20 protein-coding genes and 1 tRNA gene are annotated in these 23,652 nt (G+C 71.6%); 10 read left to right on the top strand and 11 right to left on the bottom strand.

Annotated features, from left to right (window positions below):
• The first annotated feature begins 194 nt into the window (after positions 1-194).
• Complete coding sequence (locus AB5J54_RS17215; RefSeq protein WP_369144792.1) at positions 195-1,766, top strand: APC family permease; 1,572 nt, start codon at positions 195-197, stop codon at positions 1,764-1,766.
• Positions 1,767-1,859: 93 nt separating this feature from the next.
• Here AB5J54_RS17215 and AB5J54_RS17210 read toward each other — a convergent pair whose 3' ends face one another.
• Both AB5J54_RS17210 and AB5J54_RS17205 read right to left on the bottom strand, forming a co-directional pair.
• On the bottom strand, positions 1,860-2,078 hold the full coding sequence (locus tag AB5J54_RS17210) for a hypothetical protein (RefSeq protein ID WP_369144791.1): 219 nt from the start codon (positions 2,076-2,078) through the stop codon (positions 1,860-1,862).
• A gap of 37 nt (positions 2,079-2,115) precedes the next feature.
• Positions 2,116-2,574, bottom strand: coding sequence for a carboxymuconolactone decarboxylase family protein (locus AB5J54_RS17205; RefSeq protein ID WP_369144790.1), 459 nt, complete (start codon positions 2,572-2,574; stop codon positions 2,116-2,118).
• 23 nt (positions 2,575-2,597) lie between these two features.
• On the opposite strand from AB5J54_RS17205, the gene AB5J54_RS17200 reads away from it, so the two are divergent.
• Entirely contained in the window at positions 2,598-3,071 is a 474-nt protein-coding gene (locus AB5J54_RS17200; RefSeq protein ID WP_369144789.1) for an N-acetyltransferase family protein, read from the top strand.
• Here AB5J54_RS17200 and AB5J54_RS17195 read toward each other — a convergent pair.
• Complete coding sequence (locus AB5J54_RS17195) at positions 3,037-3,504, bottom strand: carboxymuconolactone decarboxylase family protein (protein ID WP_369144788.1); 468 nt, start codon at positions 3,502-3,504, stop codon at positions 3,037-3,039. The two genes, AB5J54_RS17200 and AB5J54_RS17195, sit on opposite strands and share 35 nt — an antisense overlap.
• A 122-nt stretch (positions 3,505-3,626) precedes the next feature.
• The gene (locus AB5J54_RS17190) at positions 3,627-4,367 is read right to left on the bottom strand and encodes a GNAT family N-acetyltransferase (RefSeq protein WP_369144787.1); all 741 of its coding nucleotides are present in this window, start codon (positions 4,365-4,367) and stop codon (positions 3,627-3,629) included.
• 169 nt (positions 4,368-4,536) lie between these two features.
• Between AB5J54_RS17190 and AB5J54_RS17185 the strand changes: the two genes are divergently transcribed.
• The 3 genes from AB5J54_RS17185 (at position 4,537) to AB5J54_RS17175 (ending at position 9,521) form a co-directional block, all read left to right on the top strand.
• Positions 4,537-5,367, top strand: coding sequence for an LLM class F420-dependent oxidoreductase (locus tag AB5J54_RS17185; protein WP_369144786.1), 831 nt, complete (start codon positions 4,537-4,539; stop codon positions 5,365-5,367).
• 69 nt (positions 5,368-5,436) lie between these two features.
• Positions 5,437-8,022: a bifunctional FO biosynthesis protein CofGH gene (locus AB5J54_RS17180; RefSeq protein ID WP_369144785.1), complete on the top strand. Its 2,586-nt coding sequence runs from the start codon at positions 5,437-5,439 to the stop codon at positions 8,020-8,022.
• A gap of 380 nt (positions 8,023-8,402) precedes the next feature.
• Positions 8,403-9,521 (top strand): ADP-ribosylglycohydrolase family protein, encoded by a 1,119-nt coding sequence (locus AB5J54_RS17175; protein WP_369144784.1) that lies wholly within the window; start codon positions 8,403-8,405, stop codon positions 9,519-9,521.
• Positions 9,522-9,737: 216 nt separating this feature from the next.
• On the opposite strand, the gene AB5J54_RS17170 is transcribed toward AB5J54_RS17175, so the two are convergent.
• A complete protein-coding gene (locus tag AB5J54_RS17170) occupies positions 9,738-10,520 on the bottom strand; it encodes an SDR family oxidoreductase (protein WP_369144783.1) in 783 nt (260 codons plus the stop codon).
• A gap of 92 nt (positions 10,521-10,612) precedes the next feature.
• On the opposite strand from AB5J54_RS17170, the gene AB5J54_RS17165 reads away from it, so the two are divergent.
• A complete protein-coding gene (locus AB5J54_RS17165; protein WP_369144782.1) occupies positions 10,613-11,440 on the top strand; it encodes a hypothetical protein in 828 nt (275 codons plus the stop codon).
• Positions 11,441-11,537: 97 nt separating this feature from the next.
• On the opposite strand, the gene AB5J54_RS17160 is transcribed toward AB5J54_RS17165, so the two are convergent.
• The 3 genes from AB5J54_RS17160 to AB5J54_RS17150 form a co-directional block, all read right to left on the bottom strand.
• Positions 11,538-11,738, bottom strand: coding sequence for a DUF397 domain-containing protein (locus tag AB5J54_RS17160; protein ID WP_093875591.1), 201 nt, complete (start codon positions 11,736-11,738; stop codon positions 11,538-11,540).
• A 179-nt stretch (positions 11,739-11,917) separates the two neighbouring features.
• Positions 11,918-12,778 carry a helix-turn-helix domain-containing protein gene (locus AB5J54_RS17155; RefSeq protein WP_369144781.1) on the bottom strand — a complete coding sequence of 287 codons (861 nt, stop codon included), beginning with the start codon at positions 12,776-12,778 and terminating at the stop codon, positions 11,918-11,920.
• Positions 12,779-13,002: 224 nt separating this feature from the next.
• Positions 13,003-13,701: a GPP34 family phosphoprotein gene (locus AB5J54_RS17150; protein WP_116160457.1), complete on the bottom strand. Its 699-nt coding sequence runs from the start codon at positions 13,699-13,701 to the stop codon at positions 13,003-13,005.
• 183 nt (positions 13,702-13,884) lie between these two features.
• On the opposite strand from AB5J54_RS17150, the gene AB5J54_RS17145 reads away from it, so the two are divergent.
• Both AB5J54_RS17145 and AB5J54_RS17140 read left to right on the top strand, forming a co-directional pair.
• Positions 13,885-16,260, top strand: a complete 2,376-nt coding sequence (locus AB5J54_RS17145; protein WP_369144780.1) for a D-alanyl-D-alanine carboxypeptidase family protein — start codon at positions 13,885-13,887, stop codon at positions 16,258-16,260.
• 187 nt (positions 16,261-16,447) lie between these two features.
• Positions 16,448-18,373 carry an MFS transporter gene (locus tag AB5J54_RS17140; RefSeq protein WP_369144779.1) on the top strand — a complete coding sequence of 642 codons (1,926 nt, stop codon included), beginning with the start codon at positions 16,448-16,450 and terminating at the stop codon, positions 18,371-18,373.
• Positions 18,374-18,422: 49 nt separating this feature from the next.
• Here the strand turns inward: AB5J54_RS17140 and AB5J54_RS17135 are convergent, their stop codons facing one another.
• Positions 18,423-18,788, bottom strand: coding sequence for a hypothetical protein (locus tag AB5J54_RS17135; protein ID WP_369144778.1), 366 nt, complete (start codon positions 18,786-18,788; stop codon positions 18,423-18,425).
• Positions 18,789-19,281: 493 nt separating this feature from the next.
• On the opposite strand from AB5J54_RS17135, the gene AB5J54_RS17130 reads away from it, so the two are divergent.
• Positions 19,282-20,385, top strand: coding sequence for a M23 family metallopeptidase (locus AB5J54_RS17130; RefSeq protein ID WP_369144777.1), 1,104 nt, complete (start codon positions 19,282-19,284; stop codon positions 20,383-20,385).
• Between the two features lie 98 nt (positions 20,386-20,483).
• On the opposite strand, the gene AB5J54_RS17125 is transcribed toward AB5J54_RS17130, so the two are convergent.
• Positions 20,484-20,556 (bottom strand) — tRNA-Arg (locus AB5J54_RS17125).
• A 138-nt stretch (positions 20,557-20,694) separates the two neighbouring features.
• Between AB5J54_RS17125 and AB5J54_RS17120 the strand changes: the two genes are divergently transcribed.
• A complete protein-coding gene (locus tag AB5J54_RS17120) occupies positions 20,695-22,311 on the top strand; it encodes a class I adenylate-forming enzyme family protein (RefSeq protein WP_369149370.1) in 1,617 nt (538 codons plus the stop codon).
• On the opposite strand, the gene AB5J54_RS17115 is transcribed toward AB5J54_RS17120, so the two are convergent.
• Positions 22,298-23,569 (bottom strand): M6 family metalloprotease domain-containing protein, encoded by a 1,272-nt coding sequence (locus AB5J54_RS17115; RefSeq protein WP_369144776.1) that lies wholly within the window; start codon positions 23,567-23,569, stop codon positions 22,298-22,300. The two genes, AB5J54_RS17120 and AB5J54_RS17115, sit on opposite strands and share 14 nt — an antisense overlap.
• Between the last annotated feature and the right edge of the window lie 83 nt (positions 23,570-23,652).

The following is a 23,652-nucleotide window of genomic DNA, read 5'->3' as shown; positions in this document are numbered from 1 at the left end:
TGGGGCACAGCTGCGGTTCCCGCATATCGGACACCCGTCGTCAGAGTTGCCGGTTGAGCGACTCGCCCGACTGGTCGATCTTTCAATCAACGGCGAGTGTCCGATTCGACCCGTGCAATACAAGGTCATGATCGATCAAGTGAGCGGAGTCCGATCCTCCGGATATGGAAACCGCAGCATTTAACGTCAAGTTCATGACTCAGGTGGACGTACGGCAGCAGGCCGGAGACACGGTAAGGGGCGCCGACGCCCCGGGCGGCACCTCCGGTGTGCGCACCAAGGGCCTCGGCGGCAACTCCGTGGGCCTCCTCGGCAGCGCCGTCATCGGCATCTCGACCGTCGCCCCCGTCTACTGCCTGACGTCCACGCTCGGCTCCACCGCCGGCGAGGTCGGACTGCAGATGCCCGCCGTCTTCCTCGCGGGCTTCCTGCCGATGCTGCTCGTCGCGTTCGCGTACCGCGAGCTCAACAAGCGCATGCCCGACTGCGGCACCTCCTTCACCTGGACCGTGAAGGCCTTCGGCCCCAAGGTCGGCTGGATGTGCGGCTGGGGCCTGGTCATCGCGACGATCATCGTGTTGTCCAACCTGGCCGGCGTCGCGACCTCGTACTTCTGGCTGCTCGCCGGCGAGATCAGCGGCAACGACTCGATCGCCGCCCTGGACGACAACAAGGCCGTCCACATCCTCACCTGCCTCACCCTGATCGCCGCCGCGACCGCGATCAGCTACCGCGGCATGACCGCCACCAAGGGCGTGCAGTACACCCTGGTCGGCCTCCAGCTGGCCGTCCTCGCGGTCTTCGTCGTCATGGCCTTCTCCAAGGCCGGCTCGGTCGACTTCCCGACCGGGGCGAGCTTCTCCTGGTCCTGGCTGAACCCCTTCTCCGTCGGCTCCTTCGCGGCCTTCACCGCCGGCCTCTCGCTGTCGATCTTCATGTACTGGGGCTGGGACACCTGCCTCACGGCCAACGAGGAGACCACCGACAGCGACAGGACCCCGGGCCGCGCCGCGCTCATCTCGATGGTCGTCCTGGTCGGCTCCTACCTGGCCACCGGCATCGCCGCGCAGATGGTCGTCGGCTCCGGCGACAAGGGCCTCGGCCTCGCCAACCCGGAGACCTCCGACAACGTCTTCGCCGCCCTCGCGGGCCCGGTCATGGGCCCCGTCCTCGGCATCGCGCTGTTCGTCGCCGTCCTCGCCTCCGCCGCCGCGAGCCTGCAGACCACCTTCATCCCGGTCGCCCGCACGGTCCTCGCCATGTCCAGCTACGAGGCGCTGCCGCCGTCCTTCGCCCGGGTCCACCCGGTCTTCAAGGTCCCCGGCAAGGCGACGATCGTCGCCGGCGTCGCGACCGGCGTCTTCTACACGGTGATGACCCTGGTCAGCGAGAACGTCCTGGTCGACACGATCTACGCGCTCGGCCTGATGATCTGCTTCTACTACGCGCTGACGGCCTTCGCCTGCGTCTGGTTCTTCCGCGCCGAGCTCTTCCGCTCCGTCCGCGACCTCGCCTTCAAGGGCGTGATCCCGTTCCTCGGCGGCCTGATGCTGACCGCCGTCTTCGGCAAGACGCTCTACGACATGTGGGACCCGGCGTACGGCTCCGGCTCCGCGGTCTTCGGCGTCGGCTCGGTCTTCGTGATCGGCGTCGGGCTGCTGCTCCTCGGCGTGGTGATCATGCTGGTCATGCAGCGCAGGAGCCCCGCCTTCTTCCGCGGCGAGATCCTGACGAAGGAGACCCCGTCCCTGGTGGTCGCGGACTGACGGTGGTCACCGGCTGACGCCCTCCTGAGGCGTCCCCGAAACGCAAAGACAGCGGGCCCGTGGGGGGTCCCGCTGTCTTTGTGCCGTCCGGGGTCAGTGGTGCCCGGGGAGCAGGCGCTCCACCGCCGCGTTCGCGGGCGGCAGGTCGGGGGTGTGGGCCGGCTTCGCCCTGGGGGTCAGGACGCCGCTCAGCGGGACCACCGAGGGAAGGTTCATGCCGCCGGTGTCGGCGGCCGCGGTCCCGGCGGCGGCGCCCGCGGCACCCGCGGCGGCGAAGACGGTCAGGGCGGCTGCGGTGAGGATCCTCTTCATGCCCGTCGTAACGCGGACGGCGCGGGTCCGGTTACGACTACCAGGTCCCGCCGGCCGGCTGCCGGGTCGTCGCGTTGAGCCGGTTGAAGAGGTTGCTGACGCCGATCCACAGCACGAGCTGGGCCAGCTGCTTCTCGTCGTAGTACCGGGCCGCCTCGTCCCACACCGCGTCCGGCACGGCGTCCGGGCGGTCCGCGAGCCGGGTCGCGTACTCGGCGAGGGCGAGCGCCGCCCGCTCCTCGTCCGTGAAGTACGGCGTCTCCCGCCAGGCCGCCACGGAGTGCAGCCGCTCGTCCGCCTCGCCCTCCTCCTGCGACTTCAGGGCCCCGCCGACCACGCAGTACCCGCAGCCGTTGATCTGGCTCACCCGGAGGTGGACCAGGCCGAGGGTGGAACCGGCCACATGGCCGCCCGACTGGACGGCCTTGATCAGCTGGAAGATCGCCGGACCGGCGTCGGGCAGGACGGCGACGGGGTTGGGCATGCGAGCGGACACGGAGGGCTCCTTAGGATGCGTACATGTATCGGGAAACGAACTGGGCGCTGCGCCCCGGCCGCGCGGAGGACGTCGAGGCGATCGCCGAGCTGCGGGCCGAGGTCATGCGCGAGGACCTGGTGCGCCTCGGCCGCTACGACGAGCACCGGGTGCGCCAGAGGCTGCGGGACGGCTTCTCGCCGGCGCACACCTCGGTGATCGAACTGGACGGCGCGCTCGCCGGATGCGTGACGGTGCGCCCGTACGAGGACGGTGAAGGGCTCTACCTGGAGCACTTCTACCTGGCCCCCGAGACCCAGGGCCGGGGCCTCGGGACGGCGGTGCTGCGCGGGCTGCTCGACCGGGCCGACGCGGACGGCGTACCGGTCCGTCTGGTGGTCCTGCAGGGCAGCGCGGCCCGCCGTCTCTACGAGCGGGAGGGGTTCGCCTTCGAGTCCGAGGACCCGGTGGACGTGGTGATGGTCAGAACCCCACGCCCGCGGGCTGCCGGACGGTGACGTTGAGCCGGTTGAACAGGTTGGTGACGCCGACCATCAGCACGATCGCGGCGAGCTGCTTCTCGTCGAAGTGGTCGGCGGCGGCGTCCCACACCTCGTCCGGCACCGCGTCCGAGGCGTCCGCGAGCCGGGTCGCCGCCTCGGCGAGCGCGAGGGCCGCCCGCTCCTCGTCGGAGAAGTACGGCGCCTCGCGCCAGGCCGCGACGGCGAACAGCTTCTCGTCGCTGACGCCGGTCTTCTTGGCGCTCTTGACGCCGTAGTCGACGCAGAAGCCGCAGTTGTTGATCTGGCTGGCCCGCAGGTGCACCAGCTCCAGGATCGAATCGTCGACGCCGCCCTGACGGGTGGCCTTGATCAGGTTCTGGATCGCCGGACCGGCGTCGGCCAGGACGTAGGCGGGGTTGGTCATACGGGCCTTGGGCTGGTGCGCCATGGTGATCGCTCCTCGGTTTCTTTCCGTCTGTTCGCTGCTTCCACTGCACTGACGGAGCGCGCGCCGAGGATGTGACACGACGGGAGAACCTTTTCGAGATTTTCTTTCAGACGTCCGCGGCGTCAGGCCTCCGCGATGAGGGCCGTCGCGATGGTGCGGAAGCCGAGCCGCCCGTAGAGGCGGGCCACGTCCGCGTCCGAGGCCGTCAGGAACACGAGCTCCGTCCCGTGGGCGCGGGCGTCCGCGACCAGGGCGGCCGTGACCGCGAGCCCCAGGCCCTGCCGTCGGGCCGCCGGTACGGTGCCGACGCCGACGACCTCGGTCACGGTGCCGACGGGCTGGTGCTGGCCGGCCGCGTGGGCGCTGCCGGTGGCGTCCAGGGCGGCCGCGAGCCGGGTCAGGCCGGCCGTGATCCGGTCGGCGACCCGCGCGGAGGTGCCGGGCGCGACCGGGGCGTCGAAGGCGGCGAACGGGGCGGCGACGGCGGTGTCCAGGGCGGCGTCGTCCGCGCCCACGAGCCGTACGGTGAAGCCCTCGGGCTCCGGCACGGGCAGCGGTTCGCCCTCCAGGACCATCAGCGGATGCTCGTGCACGGTCAGCCCGGTCGCCTCCACGGCGGCCCGCAGCCCCGGGGTGGTCTCCGCCACCCACTCGAAGGCCTCGGGCACCCCGAGCTCCCGCTGCCGGGCCCGCACCTTCTCCACGGCGGCCACGGGGACGTCGCCCTCGTGGCCGAGGGCCGGGCGGGCGTAGTAGGGCCAGCCCTGTCCCTCCTGCACGAACAGGGTCAGGGGCCCGAACTCCTCGGCGCGGGCGGAGGAACGGGGGACGGCGTCGTAGTACGTCTCGATTCGGTTCAGCACCAGCTCATCCAAGCAGCCGGGCTACGGAAGGACAGGTGGATTTCCCTGTGGTCATGGGGGGAGCCTCATACGTCGACCAAGGTTGAGGTCAAGGGGTCGAGGTGGAGGAGGGCGCGAGAGGGCTGCCGCAGGCCTCGGAAATCCGCGCCCCACCCCCTACCGTGCCGCTATGCGGATCTCGACCACGATCTTCCTGACCGACGAGACCATCAGCCCGGTGCGGCTCGCCCGCGAGCTGGAGCAGCGCGGCTTCGCGGGGCTCTACCTCCCCGAGCACACCCACATCCCCGTCTCCCGCGAGACGCCCTACGCGGCGGGCGGGGAGCTGCCCCGGGAGTACGCGCGGACGCTCGACCCGCTCGTGGCCCTGGGGCAGGCGGCGGCCGTCACCGAGCACCTCGGCCTGGGCACCGGCATCACCCTGATCACCCAGCACGACCCGATCGTGCTCGCCAAGCAGGTCGCCACCCTCGACCACCTCTCCGGAGGCCGGTTCACCCTGGGCGTCGGCTTCGGCTGGAACCGGGAGGAGGCCGCCGACCACGGCGTCGACTGGCCCCGCCGCCGGGAGCTCGGCCGCGACCGGCTCGACCTGATGCGGGCCCTGTGGGCGCCGGAACCGACGGCGTACGAGGGCGAGTACGGCGAGTCCGTCCGCGCCTCGGAGGTCTGGCCCAAGCCGGTGGGCGGCGCACCGCGCGTCCTGCTCGGCGGCGCGGCGGGCCCGAAGCTGTTCGCGCAGATCGCCGCGCAGACCGACGGGTGGATGCCGATCGGCGGCCGCGGCCTGACGGAGTCCCTCCCGGTCCTCCGCGAGGCCTGGGAGAAGGCGGGCCGCGCCCCGGAGACCCTCCAGCTCGTCCCGTACGCGGTCCTCCCGAACCCCGGCAAGCTCGCCCACTACGAGGAACTGGGCTGCGAGGAGGTCGTCCTCCAGCTGCCGCCGGGTGACGAGAGGGAGGTGCTGGGCGTCCTGGACGGCTATGCGCGGTACCTCTGAGGAGAGACGGGTTCGGGTTCCTGCGGGGACCCGAACCGCCGCCCGGCAGTGCGCTCGTATGCTCGGTTCATGACGGATCACCAGGCAGGACGACCCACCGCGAACGCCATGCGCCGTGCCCTCAAGCGGGCCAGGGACGGGGTCGCGCTCGATGTCGCCGAGGCCGCCGTGCTGTTGCGGGCGCGGGGGGAGGACCTGGCGGACCTGGTGGCGTCCGCGGGGCGCGTGCGGGACGCCGGCCTTCAGGCGGCCGGGCGGCCCGGGGTCGTCACGTACTCGAAGAGCGTGTTCATACCGCTCACCCGGCTCTGCCGGGACAAGTGCCACTACTGCACCTTCGTCACCGTCCCCGGCAAGCTCCGCCGCGACGGGCACGGCATGTTCATGTCGCCGGACGAGGTCCTCGACATCGCCCGCCGCGGCGCCGAACTGGGCTGCAAGGAAGCCCTGATCACCCTCGGCGACAAGCCCGAGGACCGCTGGCCCGAGGCCCGCGAGTGGCTCGACGCGCACGGGTACGACGACACCATCGCGTACGTACGGGCCATGGCGATCCGCATCCTGGAGGAGACGGGGCTCCTCCCGCACCTCAACCCCGGCGTCCTGTCCTGGACCGACTTCCAGCGACTCAAGCCCGTCGCGCCCTCCATGGGCATGATGCTGGAGACGACCGCGACCCGGCTGTGGTCCGAGCCCGGCGGCCCCCACTACGGGTCCCCCGACAAGGAACCGGCCGTACGGCTCAGGGTCCTGGAGGACGCCGGCCGGTCCTCCGTCCCCTTCACCTCCGGGCTGCTGCTCGGCATCGGGGAGACCCTGGAGGAGCGCGCCGAATCCCTGTTCGCGCTCCGGCGAGTGGCACGCCAGTACCACTCCATCCAGGAACTCATCATCCAGAACTTCCGCGCCAAGCCGGACACGGCCATGCGCGGGATGCCCGACGCCGAGCTCGACGACCTCGTCGCCACCGTCGCCGTCGCCCGGCTCATCATGGGCCCCTCCGCCTGCCTCCAGGCCCCGCCGAACCTCGTCGACTCCGAGTACGAGCGGCTGATCGCCGCCGGCATCGACGACTGGGGCGGGGTCTCCCCGCTCACCATCGACCACGTCAACCCCGAGCGGCCCTGGCCCCAGATCGACGAGCTCGCCGCCCGGTCGCGGGCCGTCGGCTTCGAGCTGCGCGAACGGCTCTGCGTCTACCCCGAGTTCGTCACCCGGGGCGAACCCTGGCTCGACCCCCGGCTCCTCCCGCACGTCCGCGCCCTCGCGGACCCCGAGACCGGCCTCGCGAACCCCGACGCGCCCGTGCGCGGCCTGCCCTGGCAGGAGCCCGACGAGGCGTTCACCGCGAGCGGCCGTACGGACCTGCACGCGACCATCGACACCGAGGGCCGCACGGGCGACCGGCGCGACGACTTCGACGAGGTGTACGGGGACTGGGAGGCGCTCCGCGAGGCCGCCGCGCCCGGCATGGTCCCCGAGCGGGTCGACGGCGACGTCCGCGAGGCGCTCTCCGTCGCCGCCGACGACCCGACGAAGCTCACCGACGCGCAGGCACTGGCCCTGCTGCACGCGGACGGCCCGGCGCTCGACGCCCTGACCCGGATCGCGGACGACGTCCGCGCCTCGGTGGTCGGCGACGACGTCACGTACATCGTCACGCGGAACATCAACTTCACCAACGTCTGCTACACCGGCTGCCGCTTCTGCGCCTTCGCCCAGCGCCGCACCGACGCCGACGCGTACACCCTCTCCCTCGACCAGGTCGCGGACCGCGCCCAGCAGGCCTGGGAGGTCGGCGCCGTCGAGGTCTGCATGCAGGGCGGCATCCACCCGGACCTGCCCGGCACGGCCTACTTCGACATCGCGCGCGCGGTGAAGAAGCGGGTCCCGGGGATGCACGTCCACGCCTTCTCGCCGATGGAGGTCGTCAACGGCGCGACGAGGACAGGCCTGTCGATCCGTGAATGGCTGACGGCGGCGAAGGAGGCGGGTCTCGACTCGATCCCCGGCACGGCGGCGGAGATCCTCGACGACGAGGTGCGCTGGGTCCTGACGAAGGGCAAGCTGCCGACGGCGACGTGGATCGAGGTCGTCAGGACGGCCCACGAGCTGGGCATCCGCTCGTCCTCCACGATGATGTACGGGCACGTGGACCAGCCCCGGCACTGGCTCGGGCACTTCCGCACGCTCTCCCGCATCCAGCAGGAGACGGGCGGCTTCACCGAGTTCGTGACGCTCCCCTTCATCCACACCAACGCACCCGTCTACCTCGCGGGCATCGCCCGCCCCGGCCCGACCGCCCGCGACAACCGCGCGGTCATCGCCATGGCCCGCCTCCTCCTGCACCCGCACATCCCCAACATCCAGACCAGCTGGGTGAAGCTGGGCACGGAGGGCGCGGCGGAGATGCTCCGCTCGGGCGCGAACGACCTGGGCGGAACGCTGATGGAGGAGACCATCTCCCGTATGGCGGGCTCCAGTTACGGCTCGTACCGCTCGATCCGCGACCTGGAGGCGATCGCGGAGGCGGCGGGGCGTCCGGCGAAGCCGCGGACGACGCTGTACGGCGAGGTTCCGGAGGAGCGGCAGCGCACGGCCCACGCCTCGGACGGCCACCTCCCGGAACTCCTCCCGGTCCTGCCCCAGGAGTGACCCCGCCGGTGCGGGCCCGTGCCCGGGCGGGCGGTGCCCACGTGCCGTGTGGGCAATCGTCCCGCAGGGCGGGACGGGTGGGCACACGGGACGGCGCCCTTCAGCGGCGCCTCCGCGTTCCGAGCCTGGACCCGCACCACGATGCGCGGCGCACGACGTGGTGCGGGTCCAGGCGCGGGAGCCTCTGGCGCCGGCAAGGGCGCCGTCCGTTGTGCCCACCCGTTCCGCCCTGCGGAACGATTGCCCACAACGGCGGGGCCCGAGGAACGCGGTCAAAAGGGGGCTGAAGGGGTGCGGATTACATAACGTTCTGGGCCCCGAACGGGCGTACCCGGTCGATTACAGTGCTGCGCAGACCGGTCTACGGGGGAGGGCACATCGTGGCCACGACAGCCGCGGCCGTGTGGGGCCGCGCCGAACAGCAGGACTTCCGGGCCCGCGTACGGGGCTGTCTGCTCGGTGGGGCCATCGGGGACGCCCTCGGGGCCGCGGCCGCCGACCACACGCTCGCGCAGCTGCGCGAGGCCCACGGACCTGACGGACTCACCGACCCCGTCCCCGCGTTCGGCCGCCGCGGCGCCGTCACCGCCGCGACCCAGATGGCCCTCTTCACCGTCGACGGCCTCATCCGCGCCCAGGTCCGCCGCGACACCGGAGCCTGGCACCCGCCCACCGACGTCCACCGGGCGCACCTGCGCTGGGCCGCCACCCAGCGCGACTGGGGCCCCGACGAGCGCCGCAAGGACAACGGCTGGCTCGCCCGCGAGGAGTGGCTCTACGCCCGCCGCAACCCGCCCCGCGCCTGCCTCACCGGCCTCGGGGACGACGTTCTCGGCACCCTCGACCGACCGAAGAACCCCGACGCCGGCGATTCCGGCGCCCTCGTCCGCTCGGCCCCCTTCGGGCTGCTCGTCGGCTGGGAGCCGCAGCTGGTCTGCCAGCTGGCCGTGGAGTGCGCCGCGCAGACGCACGGCGCCCCCGCCGCCGGCCTCGCGGCGGGGGCCTTCGCGGTCACCGTCCACGGCCTCGCGCGCGGCGGCTCCGTCGAGGCGGCGGTGGCCCGTGCCCGGGAGCAGCTCGCGGCCCGCCCCGGCCACGAGCCGGTCACCGAGGCGCTGGGCCGGGCCCTCGGAGCCGTACGGGAGGGGGCGCCGGACGCGGACCGGGTGACGGCGCTCGGGGCCGGGGAGGACCGGGCCGAGGGGCAGCTGGCGGCGGCCGTCTACTGCGCCCTGGTCGGCGAGGACGTACGGCACGGGCTGCGGCTCGCGGTGAACCACGACGGCCCCTCGTCGGTGACGGCCGCGCTCACCGGCGCGCTGCTGGGGGCCCTGCACGGCGAGACGGCCCTCCCGCCGGCCTGGCTGGCCGACCTGGAGGGCCGTGCGACGGTCCTGGAGCTCGCGGACGACTTCGCGATGGAGATGACCCAGGGCGCCGCTCTGCACAGCGCCGCCGAGTCCGCGCCGGGCTGGCTGGCGCGCTACCCCAGAGGCTGATCGGCCCAGAGGCTGATCCGTCCGAGCCCCCGCCGCCTGTGCCGGGACCGGCCCCCCGTCCGTGCCCAGCCGGTCCAGGAGCGCGTCCCGCTCCGGGGTGTCGGACGAGCGAGGTCGCCAGCGGCTTCGCAGGGGCCATGCAGTGCGGGGCCCGGGCCACACGCTGCTGCCTGCCACCGCCCGCATCGCTCGCTGTACTCGCTGGGATCAGGTGGCTCAGCGCATCAGCTCCCCCGCGTTGACGAGCAGCGACTGCCCCGTGATCGCCCGCGCCCGGTCCGAGGCCAGGAAGGCCGCGGCCTCCGCCACGTCCCCGTCCGTCGCGAGCTCCGGCAGCGCCATCCGCTCGGTGAGCCGGGCCAGGACCTCGGCCTCCGGCACCCTCTCGGTGTGCGCGGTGAACTGGACGTACGCCTGGACCGGCGGCCCCCACATCCAGCCGGGGAGCACGGTGTTGACCCGGATCCGGTGCGGCCCGAGCTCGTGCGCGAGCGAGTACATCGCCGAGGTCAGCGCCCCCTTCGAGGCCGCGTAGGCCGCCTGCCGCACCTGCGAGGGCGCGGCGATCGCCGACTGCGTCCCGATCAGGACGACGGCACCGCCCCGCTGCTTCAGCGCCGGCAGGCAGGCCCGGGTCATCCGCAGCGTGCCGAGCAGGTTCACGTCCAGGACCCCCTGCCAGGTCGCGAAGTCCGCGTCCTCCAGGCCCCCGAAGTAGGAGTCCCAGGCGGCGACGTGGACCACCGCGTCGATGCCGCCGAAGCGCTCGACGGCCAGCGCGGCGAGCGCCTCGCACTGCTCCTCGTCGGTGATGTCCGTGGCCCGGTAGGCGGTGCGGCGCCCCTCCGGGTCGATCTCCGCCGCGGACTTGGCGAGGTTGGCCTCGGTGCGGGCGCCGAGGACGGCGTTGCCCCCGTCCCGTACCACCGTCTCCGCGATCCGGTGCCCGAGCCCGGCACCGACCCCCGACACGACGACCGTCTTTCCCTGGAGCAGCATCCGGACCCTCCTCGACCCTGGCCATCTATCTGACGGCCCGTCAGAGTAGAAGCCCGTCGACGACAAGGGAAGACATGGGAAGGGGTACGGAAATGAGCGAGGAGACCCGCAGCGAGACGTACGCGGAGCTGGCCGCCGTCGGCCCGTACGGCGTGCGCCCCGGCCACGCGCTGATCACCATGGTGGAACCGCATCCGGGCCACGAGTACGCGTACAACCGCTGGTACGAGGACGACCACTACTACGCCGGCGCCATGGCCATGCCCTGGATGTACGCCGGCCGCCGCTGGGTCGCCACCCGCGAACTCCAGGAGCTGCGCTACCCGGAGAAGTCCGCGGTCGCCCAGCCGGTGACGGCCGGCTGCTACCTCTCCACGTACTGGATCACCGACGGCCGCTACGCCGACCACATGAAGTGGACGGTCGGGATCAACAAGCGGCTGAACCGCGACGCCCGGGTCCACCAGGCCCGGACCCACGTCTTCACGTCCTTCCAGGACCACGAGGCCACCGTCTACCGCGACGGCGCCGCCGGTCCCCGGGACTTCCACGCCCTGGACCACCCGTACCGCGGACTCGTCCTCCAGGTGATCGACGCCGAGGACGCGGGGAAGCGGGCCGAGGTCCTGGAGTGGCTGCGGTCCCGCGAGCTGCCGCGCCGCCTCGCGGGCTCCCCGGCGGCGATGGTGACCGTCTTCCGGCCGACCCCGCTGCCCGGCGACCGGATGACCTATGTGAAGCAGGTCGAGGGGGTCGACACCCGGCTCACCCTGCTCTGGTTCCTGGAGGCGGATCCGCGGGAGTGCTGGGAGCAGCACTTCACCGGCCTCGACGCGGGCGGCCTCGGCCGGGTGGAACTGGTGGCCCCGTTCATCCCGACGATCCCGGGCACGGACCGGTACGTGGACGAGCTGCGCTGAGGCGCGGCGGAAAAGAGCCGAGCCCCCTCGGCCAGGACGGCGGACCGGTCGAGAGGGCTCATACGTACTGCTGGCGGCGGCGTGCGCGCACCGGGGCTCAGAGGGCCCCGTTGCTCACCTCGCCGACGAAGGCGTTCCACGAGCCCGGTCCGAAAGAGAGGGACGGGCCCTCGGGGGCCTTGGAGTCCCGCACCGCGATCGCGGCCATGACGGGGGACTTCACTTCGACGCAGGCTCCGTTCCCGCCCGAGTACGAGGACTTCGTCCAGGTGTCCGTACCGCCCTGAATAATCGCCATGCTGCTCACTCCGGTTCTGCCGAGTAGGGTGTCTCGCCAACGTTCTTGATGGCGTGATCGACGCTACTCGCCGGCCCCGTCCGGCGGGACCGGCGTTCACACGTCCGAGTGGCATATTCCAACTGCGCTTCCGTGGGAGCGATCAACCCGTGTACGGTGCCTGCCCCGCCCCCGGACGATCACCCCTGGGCGTGCTTCTTCGCCATTTTCGAGATGAACTCGCGCGTCTGGTCGACGTTCAGCGCCTGCGCCCTGAGGTGCTCGTACATGACGGAGTACTTGCCGACGTCCTGCGCCTTCTCCAGGTACAGATCGCTCGTCACGCCCTCGATGTACACGACGCTGGAGTCCGAGGTGTCCGGGAACTCCAGGATCGAGTACTGCCCGCTGATCCCCGGATGCGCGCCCATCTCGAACGGGATCACCTGCACGGTGACGTGCGGCAGGTGCGACTGCTCGATCAGGTGCTCCAGCTGATCGACCATCAGCTGCCGGCTGCCCACGATCCGGTGCAGCGCGCCCTCGTCGATGACGGCCCACAGCCGTAGCGGACGCTCCTCGTCCCGGATCCGCTCCTGGCGGCGGGTCCGCACCGTGACCCGCTTCTCGATGTCCGCCGCGGTCGACTCCGGCATCGCCCCGGAGATCACGGCCTCCGCGTACGCCGGGGTCTGGAGCAGCCCGGGGATGATCTGCGACTCGTACATCCGCAGACTCTCCGCGTCCGTCTCCAGACCGATGTAGACGCTGTACGGGATGTCGCCGAAGGCGTGCCACCAGCCCTGCTGACGGGAGTCCTTGGCCATCTGCATGAGGGAGTCGACCATGCGCTCGTCCTCGACCTCGTACACCCCGCACAGGTCCCGGACGTCCCGCTGGCTGATGGAGCGACGGCCGTTCTCCAGCCGGCTGATCTTGGACTGGGAGACGAGGAGACGCTCGGCGACCTGCTCGGCCGTCATGTTCTTCGCCTCGCGGAGCTTGCGCAGCTCCTGGCCCAATCGGCGTCGCCTGACGGTGGGGTTGACGTTGGACGCCACGGAAACTGCACCTCCGGCTGTCTGCTGCGTAGCTGTGAGTATCTACCGCTTGGCAGACTGCCACCAATGGCCGGGTGTGCGCTGGGAAACCCGGACAACGGGAAAGCCGGGCAACGCACATGTGCGGGACGGCCGCCCAGACCGCCCCGCACAGCTGTGCGGCTCCCGGAGGGTTCCAGGTGGTTCGTGGTTCTCGGTCGTGCGTGTTCCGTACGAGCGATGGTTCAGTGCGCGGCCGCGCGGGCCATGCTGCCGCGAGGCTGCGCCGGGACGCCCGCGGCGCTCCGGCGCGGCTGCGCCGCCGCACCGTTCTGGACGTCCATCACGGCGTGCGCCACGAGTCCGCCCATGGGGTCGTGCCGGATCAGATCGCGCAGCCGGGACCGCGACGACCGTCCTTCGTTGCCGGGGTACAGGTGCTTCCCGAGACCGACCGCGTGGGCCAGCGCGGCAAGCGCCGCGGTCCGCGGGTCCGGCGGTACGCCGGTGCGGATCGCACTGTCCAGTCGGGCACGGATCTCCCGACTGATCGCCGTGTCCGTCGCCTGGTAGCGAGTCGTCGGCAACACCCCGCACATCTGGCCCTCCACGGCATGCACCATGCCGCATCGCTCCAGATGCGAGAGATACGTCTGACGGAGCCCCAGCCGGGGCCCGCCGATCCAGTGGACGGCCCGAACCGGGCTGCCGCGCCTGCGCAGCAGCTCCAGTGCGGAGTCCAGTGTCGGATCTCCGGTCGGCCGTGGCATCACCACGGCGATACGATCCCCGTCAGGGGCTATCCGGCCTGCCAGAGCCAGCTCCACTAGCTGTGCTCCGGCCAGACCGAGGTCGAGCGACTGCGGCTGCGCTGTGGTACCCGTGGTCGGGTCCAGAGCGAGCAGCAGAAGCTCTTCCGGAATGGTTCTGCGGCTCCTGCCCATCCATGCCTCCCCGCGTGGATGAATGACAGGGTGACCCCTCTCACATTCATCTGTCGAGAGTGCCTGGGTGGTTCATCCGGGAACCAGTAGGTATGTCGTTCTCGTCTAGCACGGGAGCCAAGGGGTTCACACAGGACACTGGTAGACGGTTCGGACGTACGTATGACGCATGGAGGAGGCACGGTGGCGGGCGAGTCCCCCGACAAGGCGGAGCAGCAGGGGTCGTCTCAGGAGACGGCGGCCTCGGGCGGCGGCGGCCGGGATCCTCGGCTTTTCGTGCTCCGTGAGTCAGAGTCCTCGCCGTCCTCGGCGGCGTCTTCGGCGGTTCAGGTCGACCAGGCGACGGCCGTGTTCAAGACCCTGGCACCGCGCACGCCGGAGGACGACGAGCCGGCGGCGGCCGCGGCGGACGCGAAGCCGGACTCGGAGTCGGACTCGGATCCCGAGGCGGAGGCCACGGCGGAGTCGGAGCCGGAGGGCGACCGTCTGAAGGCCGCTGTGGCGGCCTGGGTCGCGACGGCGGAGCAGCCCGAGGACGAGGACCCGGCGGCCGAGGAGGAGCCCGAGCCGGAGGACGAGGCCGAGGCCGACGACTCCGAGGGCGAGGACGAGCCGCAGGACGACGAGCCGGACGACGAGGCCGGGGACGAGGCCGAGGCCGGCCCCGAGGAGGCGGACGACGAGTCCGACGACGAGACGGACGAGGAGCCCGTCGAGGCGTCCGTCGAGGCGTCTGCCGAGGACACGGCGTCCGTCGAGGACACGGCGACCACCGACGACAAGGCGCCCGCCGACGACAAGGCCCCCTCCGCGTCCTGGTTCGCCGCGCGGAAGCCCTCCGCCGACGAGAAGCCCGTCGACGACAAGCCCTCCGCCGACGACAAGCCGGCGGAGTCCGAGGAGGCGTCGTCCGGTTCCTCTTCCTCCGAGGACGAGAAGCCGGTCGACCAGCCGACGACCATGTTCAAGATGGTCCGTCCGCCCGTCGTGGACCAGCCGACGACCGCCCTGAAGCTGCCGTCCTCCCTGACCGCGGACTCCGACAGCGAGCGCACCAGCGTCTTCCGTGCGCTGCGTCCCGACATCCCGGCCGAGCAGAAGGCCCAGAAGGCCGCGCAGGAGGCCGCCAAGGCCTCCGCCGCCCCGGCGCCCGCCCCCGAGGCCCCGGCCGTGCCCAAGGCGCCCGCGGCCGAGGAGAAGGCCGCGCCCGCCCCCGTACCCACGCCGGCGGCGCTCGCCGAGCCGGAGCGGACCCGGCAGCAGCCGCTGCCGCCGCTGCCCCCGCTCGACCTGCTCGCGGAACTGACGAACACGCCGCCCCCGCCGCCGACCCCGCTGCGGACGACCCTGCGCCGGGTGCGGATCTGGACGCCGCTCGTCCTGCTGCTCCTGATCGTCTTTGCGATCGTGCAGATGGTCCGCCCGCTGCCGGCGCCCGCGCTGACGCTGTCGGCCGCGCCGACGTTCACGTTCGAGGGCGGCGAGCTGAAGATGCCGTGGCCGAATGAGGGGCAGGGCGCCGTCGAGGTCGAGGGCGTCGGCTCCATGGGGATGTACGGGGCGCAGAAGCCGGCCCCGATCGCGTCCGTGACCAAGACGATGACGGCGTACGTGATCCTCCGCGACCACCCGATCAAGGGGAAGCAGCAGGGTCCCGAGATCACGATCGACAAGAAGGCCGCCGACCAGGCGAAGCACGACTCGGAGTCGACGGCGCCGGTCCAGGAGGGCCAGACCTACACGGAGAGGGAGCTCCTGGAGCTCCTGATGATCCCCTCCGCCAACAACGTGGCCCGGCTGCTCGCGCGCTGGGACGCCGGTTCGGAGGCCGCGTTCGTCGAGAAGATGAACGCCGCCGCGAAGGAACTGGGCATGACCCAGTCCACGTACACGGACCCCTCCGGTCTGCTCGACAGCACCATGTCGACCCCGCAGGACCAGCTGAAGCTGGCGAAGGCGGTCATGCAGTACGACGTGTTCCGCGAGATCGTGAACATGCCGAACGTGACGGTGGACGGCATCCCCGGCCGGATCGAGAACAACAACAACATCCTGCTCCACGACGGTGTGAGCGGCATCAAGACCGGGTCCTCCACCCCCGCCGGCGGCAACCTGCTCTGGGCGGCGAACACCGTCGTCGACGGTCAGGACCGCCGCATCCTCGGCATCGTCATGGGGGCGAAGGACGCCAAGCTGCTCATCGACAAGCTGCAGCTCGCCATCGACAACAGCCTCAAGCTGATCCAGCAGGCCCAGAAGGACGTCACCTCGGCGGCCGTGGTCAAAAAGGGCCAGGTCCTCGGCTACGTGGACGACGGCCTCGGCGGCCAGACCCCGGTGATCGCCACCAAGGAGCTCAAGGCGGTCGGCTGGCCGGGCCTCAAGGTGCAGCTGGAGCTCACCGACGGCGGCAAGGCCCTGCCGCACTCCGGCAAGGCGGGCGACATCGTCGGCCAGGTGTCGATCGGTACGGGCGCCGGCAAGGTCAGCTCCCCGGTCGCCCTCCAGTCGGACCTGGTGGAGCCGGGCTTCGACAAGAAGCTCACCCGAGTGGGCTGACGGCCCGGGCCGATCGCCCGGACCGATCGCCCGAGTCCATCGCCCGGGCCCGTCGCCCGGGCGAGAGGCCACCCGCAACAGCCGGGCACCCCGGTTCTCCGTGGTGCCCGGCTGTTAGCGTTTCCGGGGGACGAGCAGCACGCGTGACCACGCGAGAAGCGAGACGGCAGCACGGGAAAGGGCCGCAGTGACCACCGCCGAGCCGACACGCGCCGACCGCGCGGAGTCCGACCCCGACGTCTACCGTGAGGGCCATGACGCTCGTGACCCCCGGGACACCGCCCGCGACTCGCACGCCGATACCGGACCCACTTCGCTCTCGCGAATAGTGCTCCCGACCCAGCGGCCCGCCCCGACCACGGCCCTCGCGCCGCCCCCGGCAACCCCCGTCGCCGCCCCGCGGCGCAAGCGCCGCTACACGGTCATGGCGGCCACCGGGCTCGCCGCCCTCACGCACATCCTGTGGTTCTTCTTCTTCGCGAACAGCGGCGGGGATCTGGCCGCGCAGGACGCGTGGGCCGAGTTCGTCGGACGGCACCCGGACTCCGCGTACAACCTGGCCTGGTACGGCGGGATGCACCCCGTCTCGTACAGCGTGGTCTCGCCCTACCTGATGTCGGTGCTCGGCGTCCGCAGCACGATGATGGTCGCCGGCACGCTGTCGGCCGCGCTGACCGCGCTGATCCTGGTGCGGGTGCGGGCGGTCCGCAACCCGATGGTGTGCTCGATCGCGGCCGTCTTCGCCTTCCTGTGCAACGCGCTCTCGGGCCGGGTCACCTTCGGCCTCGGCATGATGTTCGCGCTCGGCGCGGTCGCCGCCGTCTTCTGCTGGCCGCACCGCTGGCGCTACAGACGCTGGGCGAAGGCGGCGGTCGCCGCCCCGCTGGCCGGTCTGGCGACGGCGTGCAGCCCGGTCGCCGGACTGTTCCTCGGGGTCGCGGCGGCGGCGCTGTTCCTGAACAAGCGGCGCCCGGGCGCGTACGCCCTGGGCCTGGCCCCGGTCGCCGTGGTGGCCCTGTCCTCCTGGCTGTTCCCCTTCTCGGGCACGCAGCCGATGGCCTTCGGCTCGACGGCACTGCCGCTGCTCTTCGGGATACTCGTCCTCGTCCTCGTCCCGAAGGACTGGCGCACGGTCCGCACGGCCGCGGCCGTCTACTCCCTCGGCACGCTCCTGACCTGGCTGATCGACTCGCAGATCGGCTCGAACATCTCCCGGCTGCCGATGCTCTTCGCGGGCGTCGTGCTGCTCGCGGCGCTGCCGTACACGGCGCCGCGGTCCCGCCGCTGGTACGCGCTGCTGCTCGCCGTCGTCGGACTGAACTTCTGGATCGGCTTCAAGGGCGTCGACGACGTCATCCGCACCGCCCCCGACGCCTCCTGGGCCCGCGAGCTGGCCCCCCTGGTGAACCAGCTCCAGGTACGGGACGCGGGCAAGGCGCGCGTCGAGGTCGTGCCGGCCTCCAGCCACCGCGAGTCCTCCGCGCTCAGCCCGTACATCAACCTGGCGCGCGGCTGGAACCGGCAGGCGGACATGGAGCGCAACCCGCTCTTCTACGACGACACGCTGAACGCCTCGAACTACCAGGACTGGCTCGACCGCTGGGCCGTCCACTACGTGGTGCTGCCCACCGGCGCCCCCGACTCGGGCGCCGCGCAGGAGGCCGAGCTGGTCCGCGAGGGCCTGCCGTACCTGAACCAGGTCTGGTCCGACGAGAACTGGCGGCTGTACGAGGTGCAGAACCCGACCCCCCTCGCCGACCCGCCGGCCGAGGTGCAGAGCGCGGAGGAGAACGAGGTCGTGATCCGGGTCGACCGCCCGGGCCGGGTCCTCATCCGCGTCCCGTACTCGCCGTGGCTGGCGCTCGTCGACGAGCACGGCGGCAAGATCGAACCGCCGCAGGAGACGGAGGCCTCGAAGGTGGCCCGCGAGGAGTCGGAGACCGAGCTCCCGAAGGTCTTCGCCAACGAGAAGGGCTGCCTCTTCAAGGCGGAGGCGGACATCGAGGGCGATGAATGGACGGAACTCGTCGCCCCGAAGGCGGGCGTGTACCGCCTGGCCGCCCCGTACAAGCTGTCACGGGGCACGGCCTGCCCGGAGGAACTGCGCCGCTAGGCCGTCTCTTCCGGATCTTGCGGGTCAGGCAAGATCCGGAAGGGACGGCCTAGGCCAGATCGGTCAGCTCGTCCGCGTACACCTGGGACAGGGGCTGCGGCCCCACGTACTGCTGACAGTTGCACTCACCGGCCTCGTACCGGACCGGCTTCTTGTTCTCGTCCCAGGCCGTGGGCACCTCGACCCGCTCGTGGCACCGGCCCTGCCTGTCGTGCTTGGCGAGGTGATGCGTGCACCCGCACACGGGCTCGGGCGTCTTGTGCGCGGCCTCAAGAGCGAGCCGTTCCTGCTTCGTGGCCTCGAGCAACTCCATCTTCCGCTCGTGCCGATGGCGCAGCGCGGTACGGACGTTGTCGGCGGCCCAGGCGAAGCCACCGGTCCAGAACAGAATGAGAACCCACCAGAACCAGTCCACCGTTCCCCCCAGCTTTCCCCCTGTAGGTGAAGGCCAGGATAGAACCGGCCGGGCCCCTGGCAGAGGGGGCGCGACCCGCGAGGACGAAGACGGCACACACGCCGAAGGGCACCCACCGCGTCCGATGGGTGCCCTCCGTCCTGGGCGGCTCGCCCTGTGACCCGGGTTCGCTGGTCATGGGGCTGGACGGGTGCAGTTCGGACCTGGCTCCGGTGCCCTCGGCCCGGAGCGGCGCGTCGCCGGGTTACACATGGGCCTGCGCCTCGGCGCGGGGCGTGCCGGTGCCCTTCACGGCCCGGGACCCGACGACTGGAAGAGCACCATGGCAAAGCGCGACCCTCGCACCCGCACCGGCCGGAGCCCGCTACGTCGCGGGCTCGTGACCGCCGTGCTCGCAGCCGGCATGCTGACGGCTTCCACGCCACCCGGATTCGGGACCGACGCGGCCGGTCCGGCACCCGGCCCACAGTTCACGCCGTTGACGGCGGCGGTGATGACCGAACCGACGCCGTTCCATGCCACGGACGGCAGGACGCACCTCTCGTACGAACTGCTCACCACGAACGCACTGCCCAGCAGTACGCACGTGCGCCTCGATCGTGTCGAGGTCCGGGACGCCCGCACCCACCTGGTGGTGGGCTCGCTGAGTGGCCAGGCGCTGGCCGATGCCGCCAATCCCGTGGGTGATCCCCTGCCGGGCGCGGACGGGTACACCCCAGCGCCCCCGGGGCCGACGCCGACCGTCATCCCGGGCTCCCAGCAGTGGGTCATCTGGCTCGACCTGGCTCTTGAGCGCGGTCAGCGGGTGCCCAAGGTCCTCGAACACCATCTCGCGGGTGCTGTCGTCACCGCCTCCGGTTCCTCCCCGTTCGAGGAGACGGTTCAGGTCACCCCGACCGGCCGCACCGCGCCGATGAACCTGAACGCGCCGGTCCGCCCCGGCACCTGGTACTCCAGCGAGTCGTGTTGCGGCAACACCCACCACCGGCGCGGACTCGGCCCGATCAACGGCCGCTTCGACGTGCCGCAGCGCTTCGCGATCGACTGGTACCGGGTCGGCGAGCAAGGACAGACCTGGGAAGGCGACCCCGCGCGGCTCACCAGCTACCTGAGCTACCGGCAGCCGGTGGTCGCCGCGGCCGGCGGCAGAGTGGTGGAGGTCCAGGACGGGATCCCGGACAATGCGCCGCCCGTCACCCCACCGGTCCCGCCGATCGAGGAGACCGTCGGCAACCACGTCACCCTGGAGGTCGCGCCGGGCCGCTATCTGCTCTACGCCCACCTGAAGCCCGGCTCGCTCATGGTCCGGGAAGGCGACCGCGTCGAACCCGGCCGGGTTCTCGGGCTGATCGGCAACAGCGGCAACTCGACCACGCCGCACCTGCACTTCCAGGTGATGACCACAGCCGAGTTCTTCCCGACCGACAGCCCGCCGTTCACCTTCCGGGAGTTCCGCGTCGTCGGACAGGTCGAACCCCGCATCTGGGACGACAACCTGGGCCTGCAGCCGACCGGCGTCCTGCCGATCACGCCCTCGCCGTACGAGGGCCCGCACCGTGCGCGGTATCCGCTCGACCGCGAGGTGCTGGAGTTCTGACCGGATTCGCCGCCTTCTGGCACGTAGGTGGCACGGTCGTGATCATGAGAAAGGGCCAGCTTCGGGGGAATGTTCCCCTGAGCTGGCCCTTCCGCTTGTGCCCCCGGCAGGATTCGAACCTGCGACACCCGCTTTAGGAGAGCGGTGCTCTATCCCCTGAGCTACGAAGGCATGGCCAGGGACAGGGTAGCGGATGCGCCTCGTCGGGGTCGCCCCCCGGCGTGCGATCCTGCCTGGGGTTGACCGGGCCGGGGGAGCCGCATAGCGTCGCGGCGCGGGTGAGCAAGCGCTTAGGAGGTCCTCGTGGTGGTGGCTGGTGGGGTCGAGCGGCTCTGTGGGCCCGGGGCGCCCTTCGCCGTCGAGGGCGGGGTGTTCGTCAGTGGGCCGCGGACCCTGCGGGAGTTCGTCGAGGTGACCTGGGGCTACGGGGACCGGGTGTTTCTCGTGGCCGAGGGCGTCACCATGACCTACCGGGAGTTCTTCGACGCCGCCTGTGGGCTCGCGCGGCGGCTTGTCGGGGAGTACGGGATGCGGCCGGGTGACCGGGCCGTCGTCGCCATGCGGAATCTGCCGGAATGGCATGTCGCCTTCTGGGCCGCGCAGTTGGCGGGCCTCGTCGCCGTCCCCCTCAACGCCTGGTGGACCGAGGACGAGTTCGCCTACGCCCTCGACGACTGTTCGCCCGGTGTGCTGCTCGTCGACGGGGAGCGGGTCGGGAGGGTGAGGGCCTGGGCCGTGCGGAACGGTGTGCCCGGGGTCGTCTTCCGGGGGGACGCCGAGGACGGGTTCGTCGCCTACGTCGTCGATGACGATCCGTATCTCGGGCCGCCTTCCGTCGACGTCCTTCCCGAGCACGACGCGACCATCATCTACACGTCCGGGACCACCGGCCGGCCCAAGGGTGCCGTCGCCACGCACCTCGCGCAGGTCGGGGCCGCGATGAATCCGCGGTACTTCGCCGCCGCCGCGGCCCTCGCCCGCGGGGACGTGCCCGGGGCAGGGCCCGCGATGGTGTCCCTGACCACGTTCCCGTTCTTCCACGTCGCCGCGTTCACGTCGTTCTATGCCGTCATGGCCGCCGGCGGGACGCTTGTGATGATGCGGAAGTGGGATGCGGGGCGGGCTCTTGAGCTCATTCGCGAGCATCGCGTCACCCATTACGCCGGGGTTCCCACCACCGCGCTTCAGTTGCTCGACCTCGCGCGGCGTGAGGGTGATCCCCTTGCCAGTCTCACCCTCCTCAGTACCGGAGGTGCCGCCGCTCCTCCCGGGATCGTCTCCGGGATCGTCGACGGGTACGGCGAACGGATCGAGCCCCGGAACGGATACGGGCTGACCGAGACCTGCGGTGGGGTTCTCTCGAACGTCGGGGCCGAGTACCGGGCGTTCCCCGGGAGCGTCGGGCGGCCCTCGCCCGTCACCGAGGTGCGGATCGACCGGCCCGATGCCGAGGGGGTCGGGGAGTTGTGGCTGCGGGGGCAGTCTCTTGTTCGGGGGTATTGGGAGGATGAGGCCGCCACGCGTGCCGCTTTCGGCGACGACGGGTGGTTTCGGACCGGGGATCTCGCTCTTCTCGACGGCGACGGGCGCGTCAGCATCGTCGACCGGCTCACCGACATGGTGATCCGCGGCGGCGAGAACGTGTACTGCGTCGAGGTCGAGGGTGCGCTGCATCAGCATCCCGATGTTCTCGACGCCGCTGTGTTCGGTGTTCCTCATCCGCTGCTGGGTGAGGAGGTCGTGGCCGTCGTGCGGTTGCGGGAAGGGGCCGAGACCGGTGGCGAAGCGCTGCGCGCGCACGTCGGGCTGCGCCTCGCCGCTTTCAAGGTGCCCGCCCGAGTGCTGTCGCAGGGCGATGAGCTGCCGCGGAATTCGACCGGGAAGCTTCTCAAGCGGCAGCTCAGGGACCTCTTCAGCGGCGGGTGATCCTCACCCGGTAGGTGCCCGTGTCGTCCTCGTCCAGGACCTCGATCCGTATGCCGTTGGCCCGGTCCGTGAAGGTCTCTCCCGGGCCGTACGGGGCGTCCGACAGTTCCGCGTGGACGTTGGCCCTGCGCGTGCAGCCGCCGCTGGCCCGGTCGCTGTCGGCCACCGTCACCGGGCCGTGGCCCGTGTCCACGTCCGACTCCACGCGGTAGACCAGGACGCCGCTCTCGCAGACCGCCTCGTCGTTGCCGTCCTTGCTGCGGACCTCGACCGCGTATCCGGAGGTGCCGGAGAGCGGGACGAACGCGAGCTTGGGGCCGCCGGGAGCCGCGAGCGGCGTGAGGCTGTAGTCGCCGGCGCCGGGGCTGGAGGCGCAGCTGACCTGGTCGTTGTCGAGCCAGCCCAGTTTCCACTTGTGCCAGCCGAGCAGGTCGTTGTTGGCTCCCCAGTCCTCGGACATGATGTCCCAGTGCCCGACGGTGCCGCCGCCGTCCGAGGTGTAGAGGTCGGGCAGGCCGAAGACGTGGCCGTTCTCGTGCGGCAGGACGCGGTAGCCGGTGTCGGCGAAGCTGCCGGAGCCGTCGTCCTGGCGGCTGTAGACGAAGGACGTGTTGGCGAGCGGCACGCCGTCCGCGTAGGGGGCGTCGTCGTTGCCGGAGAAGGTCACGGACAGGACGGTGTCGAGGGCGGACGGCCCGGCGTTCGGCGTGACGAGGATGTTGACCAGGTCGTACGCGCTGAAGTCCACCCGCGCGTCGGCCGCCTTCACGATGTCCTCGACGAGGGCGCGGTAGCCCGGTTCGTACGGTGAGCCGCGCTCGATGCCGTACGAGGAGAAGGCGCGGGGCATCCGCAGCCAGTCGGGTATCGGGGCCTCGGGCTCGTACTGCAGGCGCCCGTACGAGCTGGTGCGGAACCAGTCCGCGGTCTGCGGGAAGAACTCGCGGAAGCGGCCCATCGCCGTCCCGTCCCCGGGGGCGTCCGGGAAGTCGATCATCAGGTTGAGGGCCCTGATGCGGCCCGTGGAGCGTACGTATCCGGGGGCCGTGGGCAGCCCCTCCGACATCTGCACGCCCATCGTCGTGGCGATGCGGCACGGTCCCAGCTGGGCGCCGCTCGGCGCGGCGGCCACGGGGCCCGCCGAGGCCGGGGCGGGCCCGGGCAGGGTGGAGCTCGCCGAGGCGAGCAGGGCGAGGGAGAGTGCCGTGGTCGCCGCCAGGGCGACGGGTCTGCGTATCCGTCGGCGGGGGTGCTGCATACGTCGCCTCTCCGGTGGGGGCAGGTCGGCGCCGCGACCCCTTCCGCGGGTCCGCGCTGTGCGATCAGCCTGTGGCGCCGGGT

The sequence above is a fragment of the Streptomyces sp. R44 genome (assembly GCF_041053105.1).
Taxonomy (GTDB): domain Bacteria; phylum Actinomycetota; class Actinomycetes; order Streptomycetales; family Streptomycetaceae; genus Streptomyces.
This window is presented reverse-complemented; position numbering and strand designations above follow the sequence as displayed.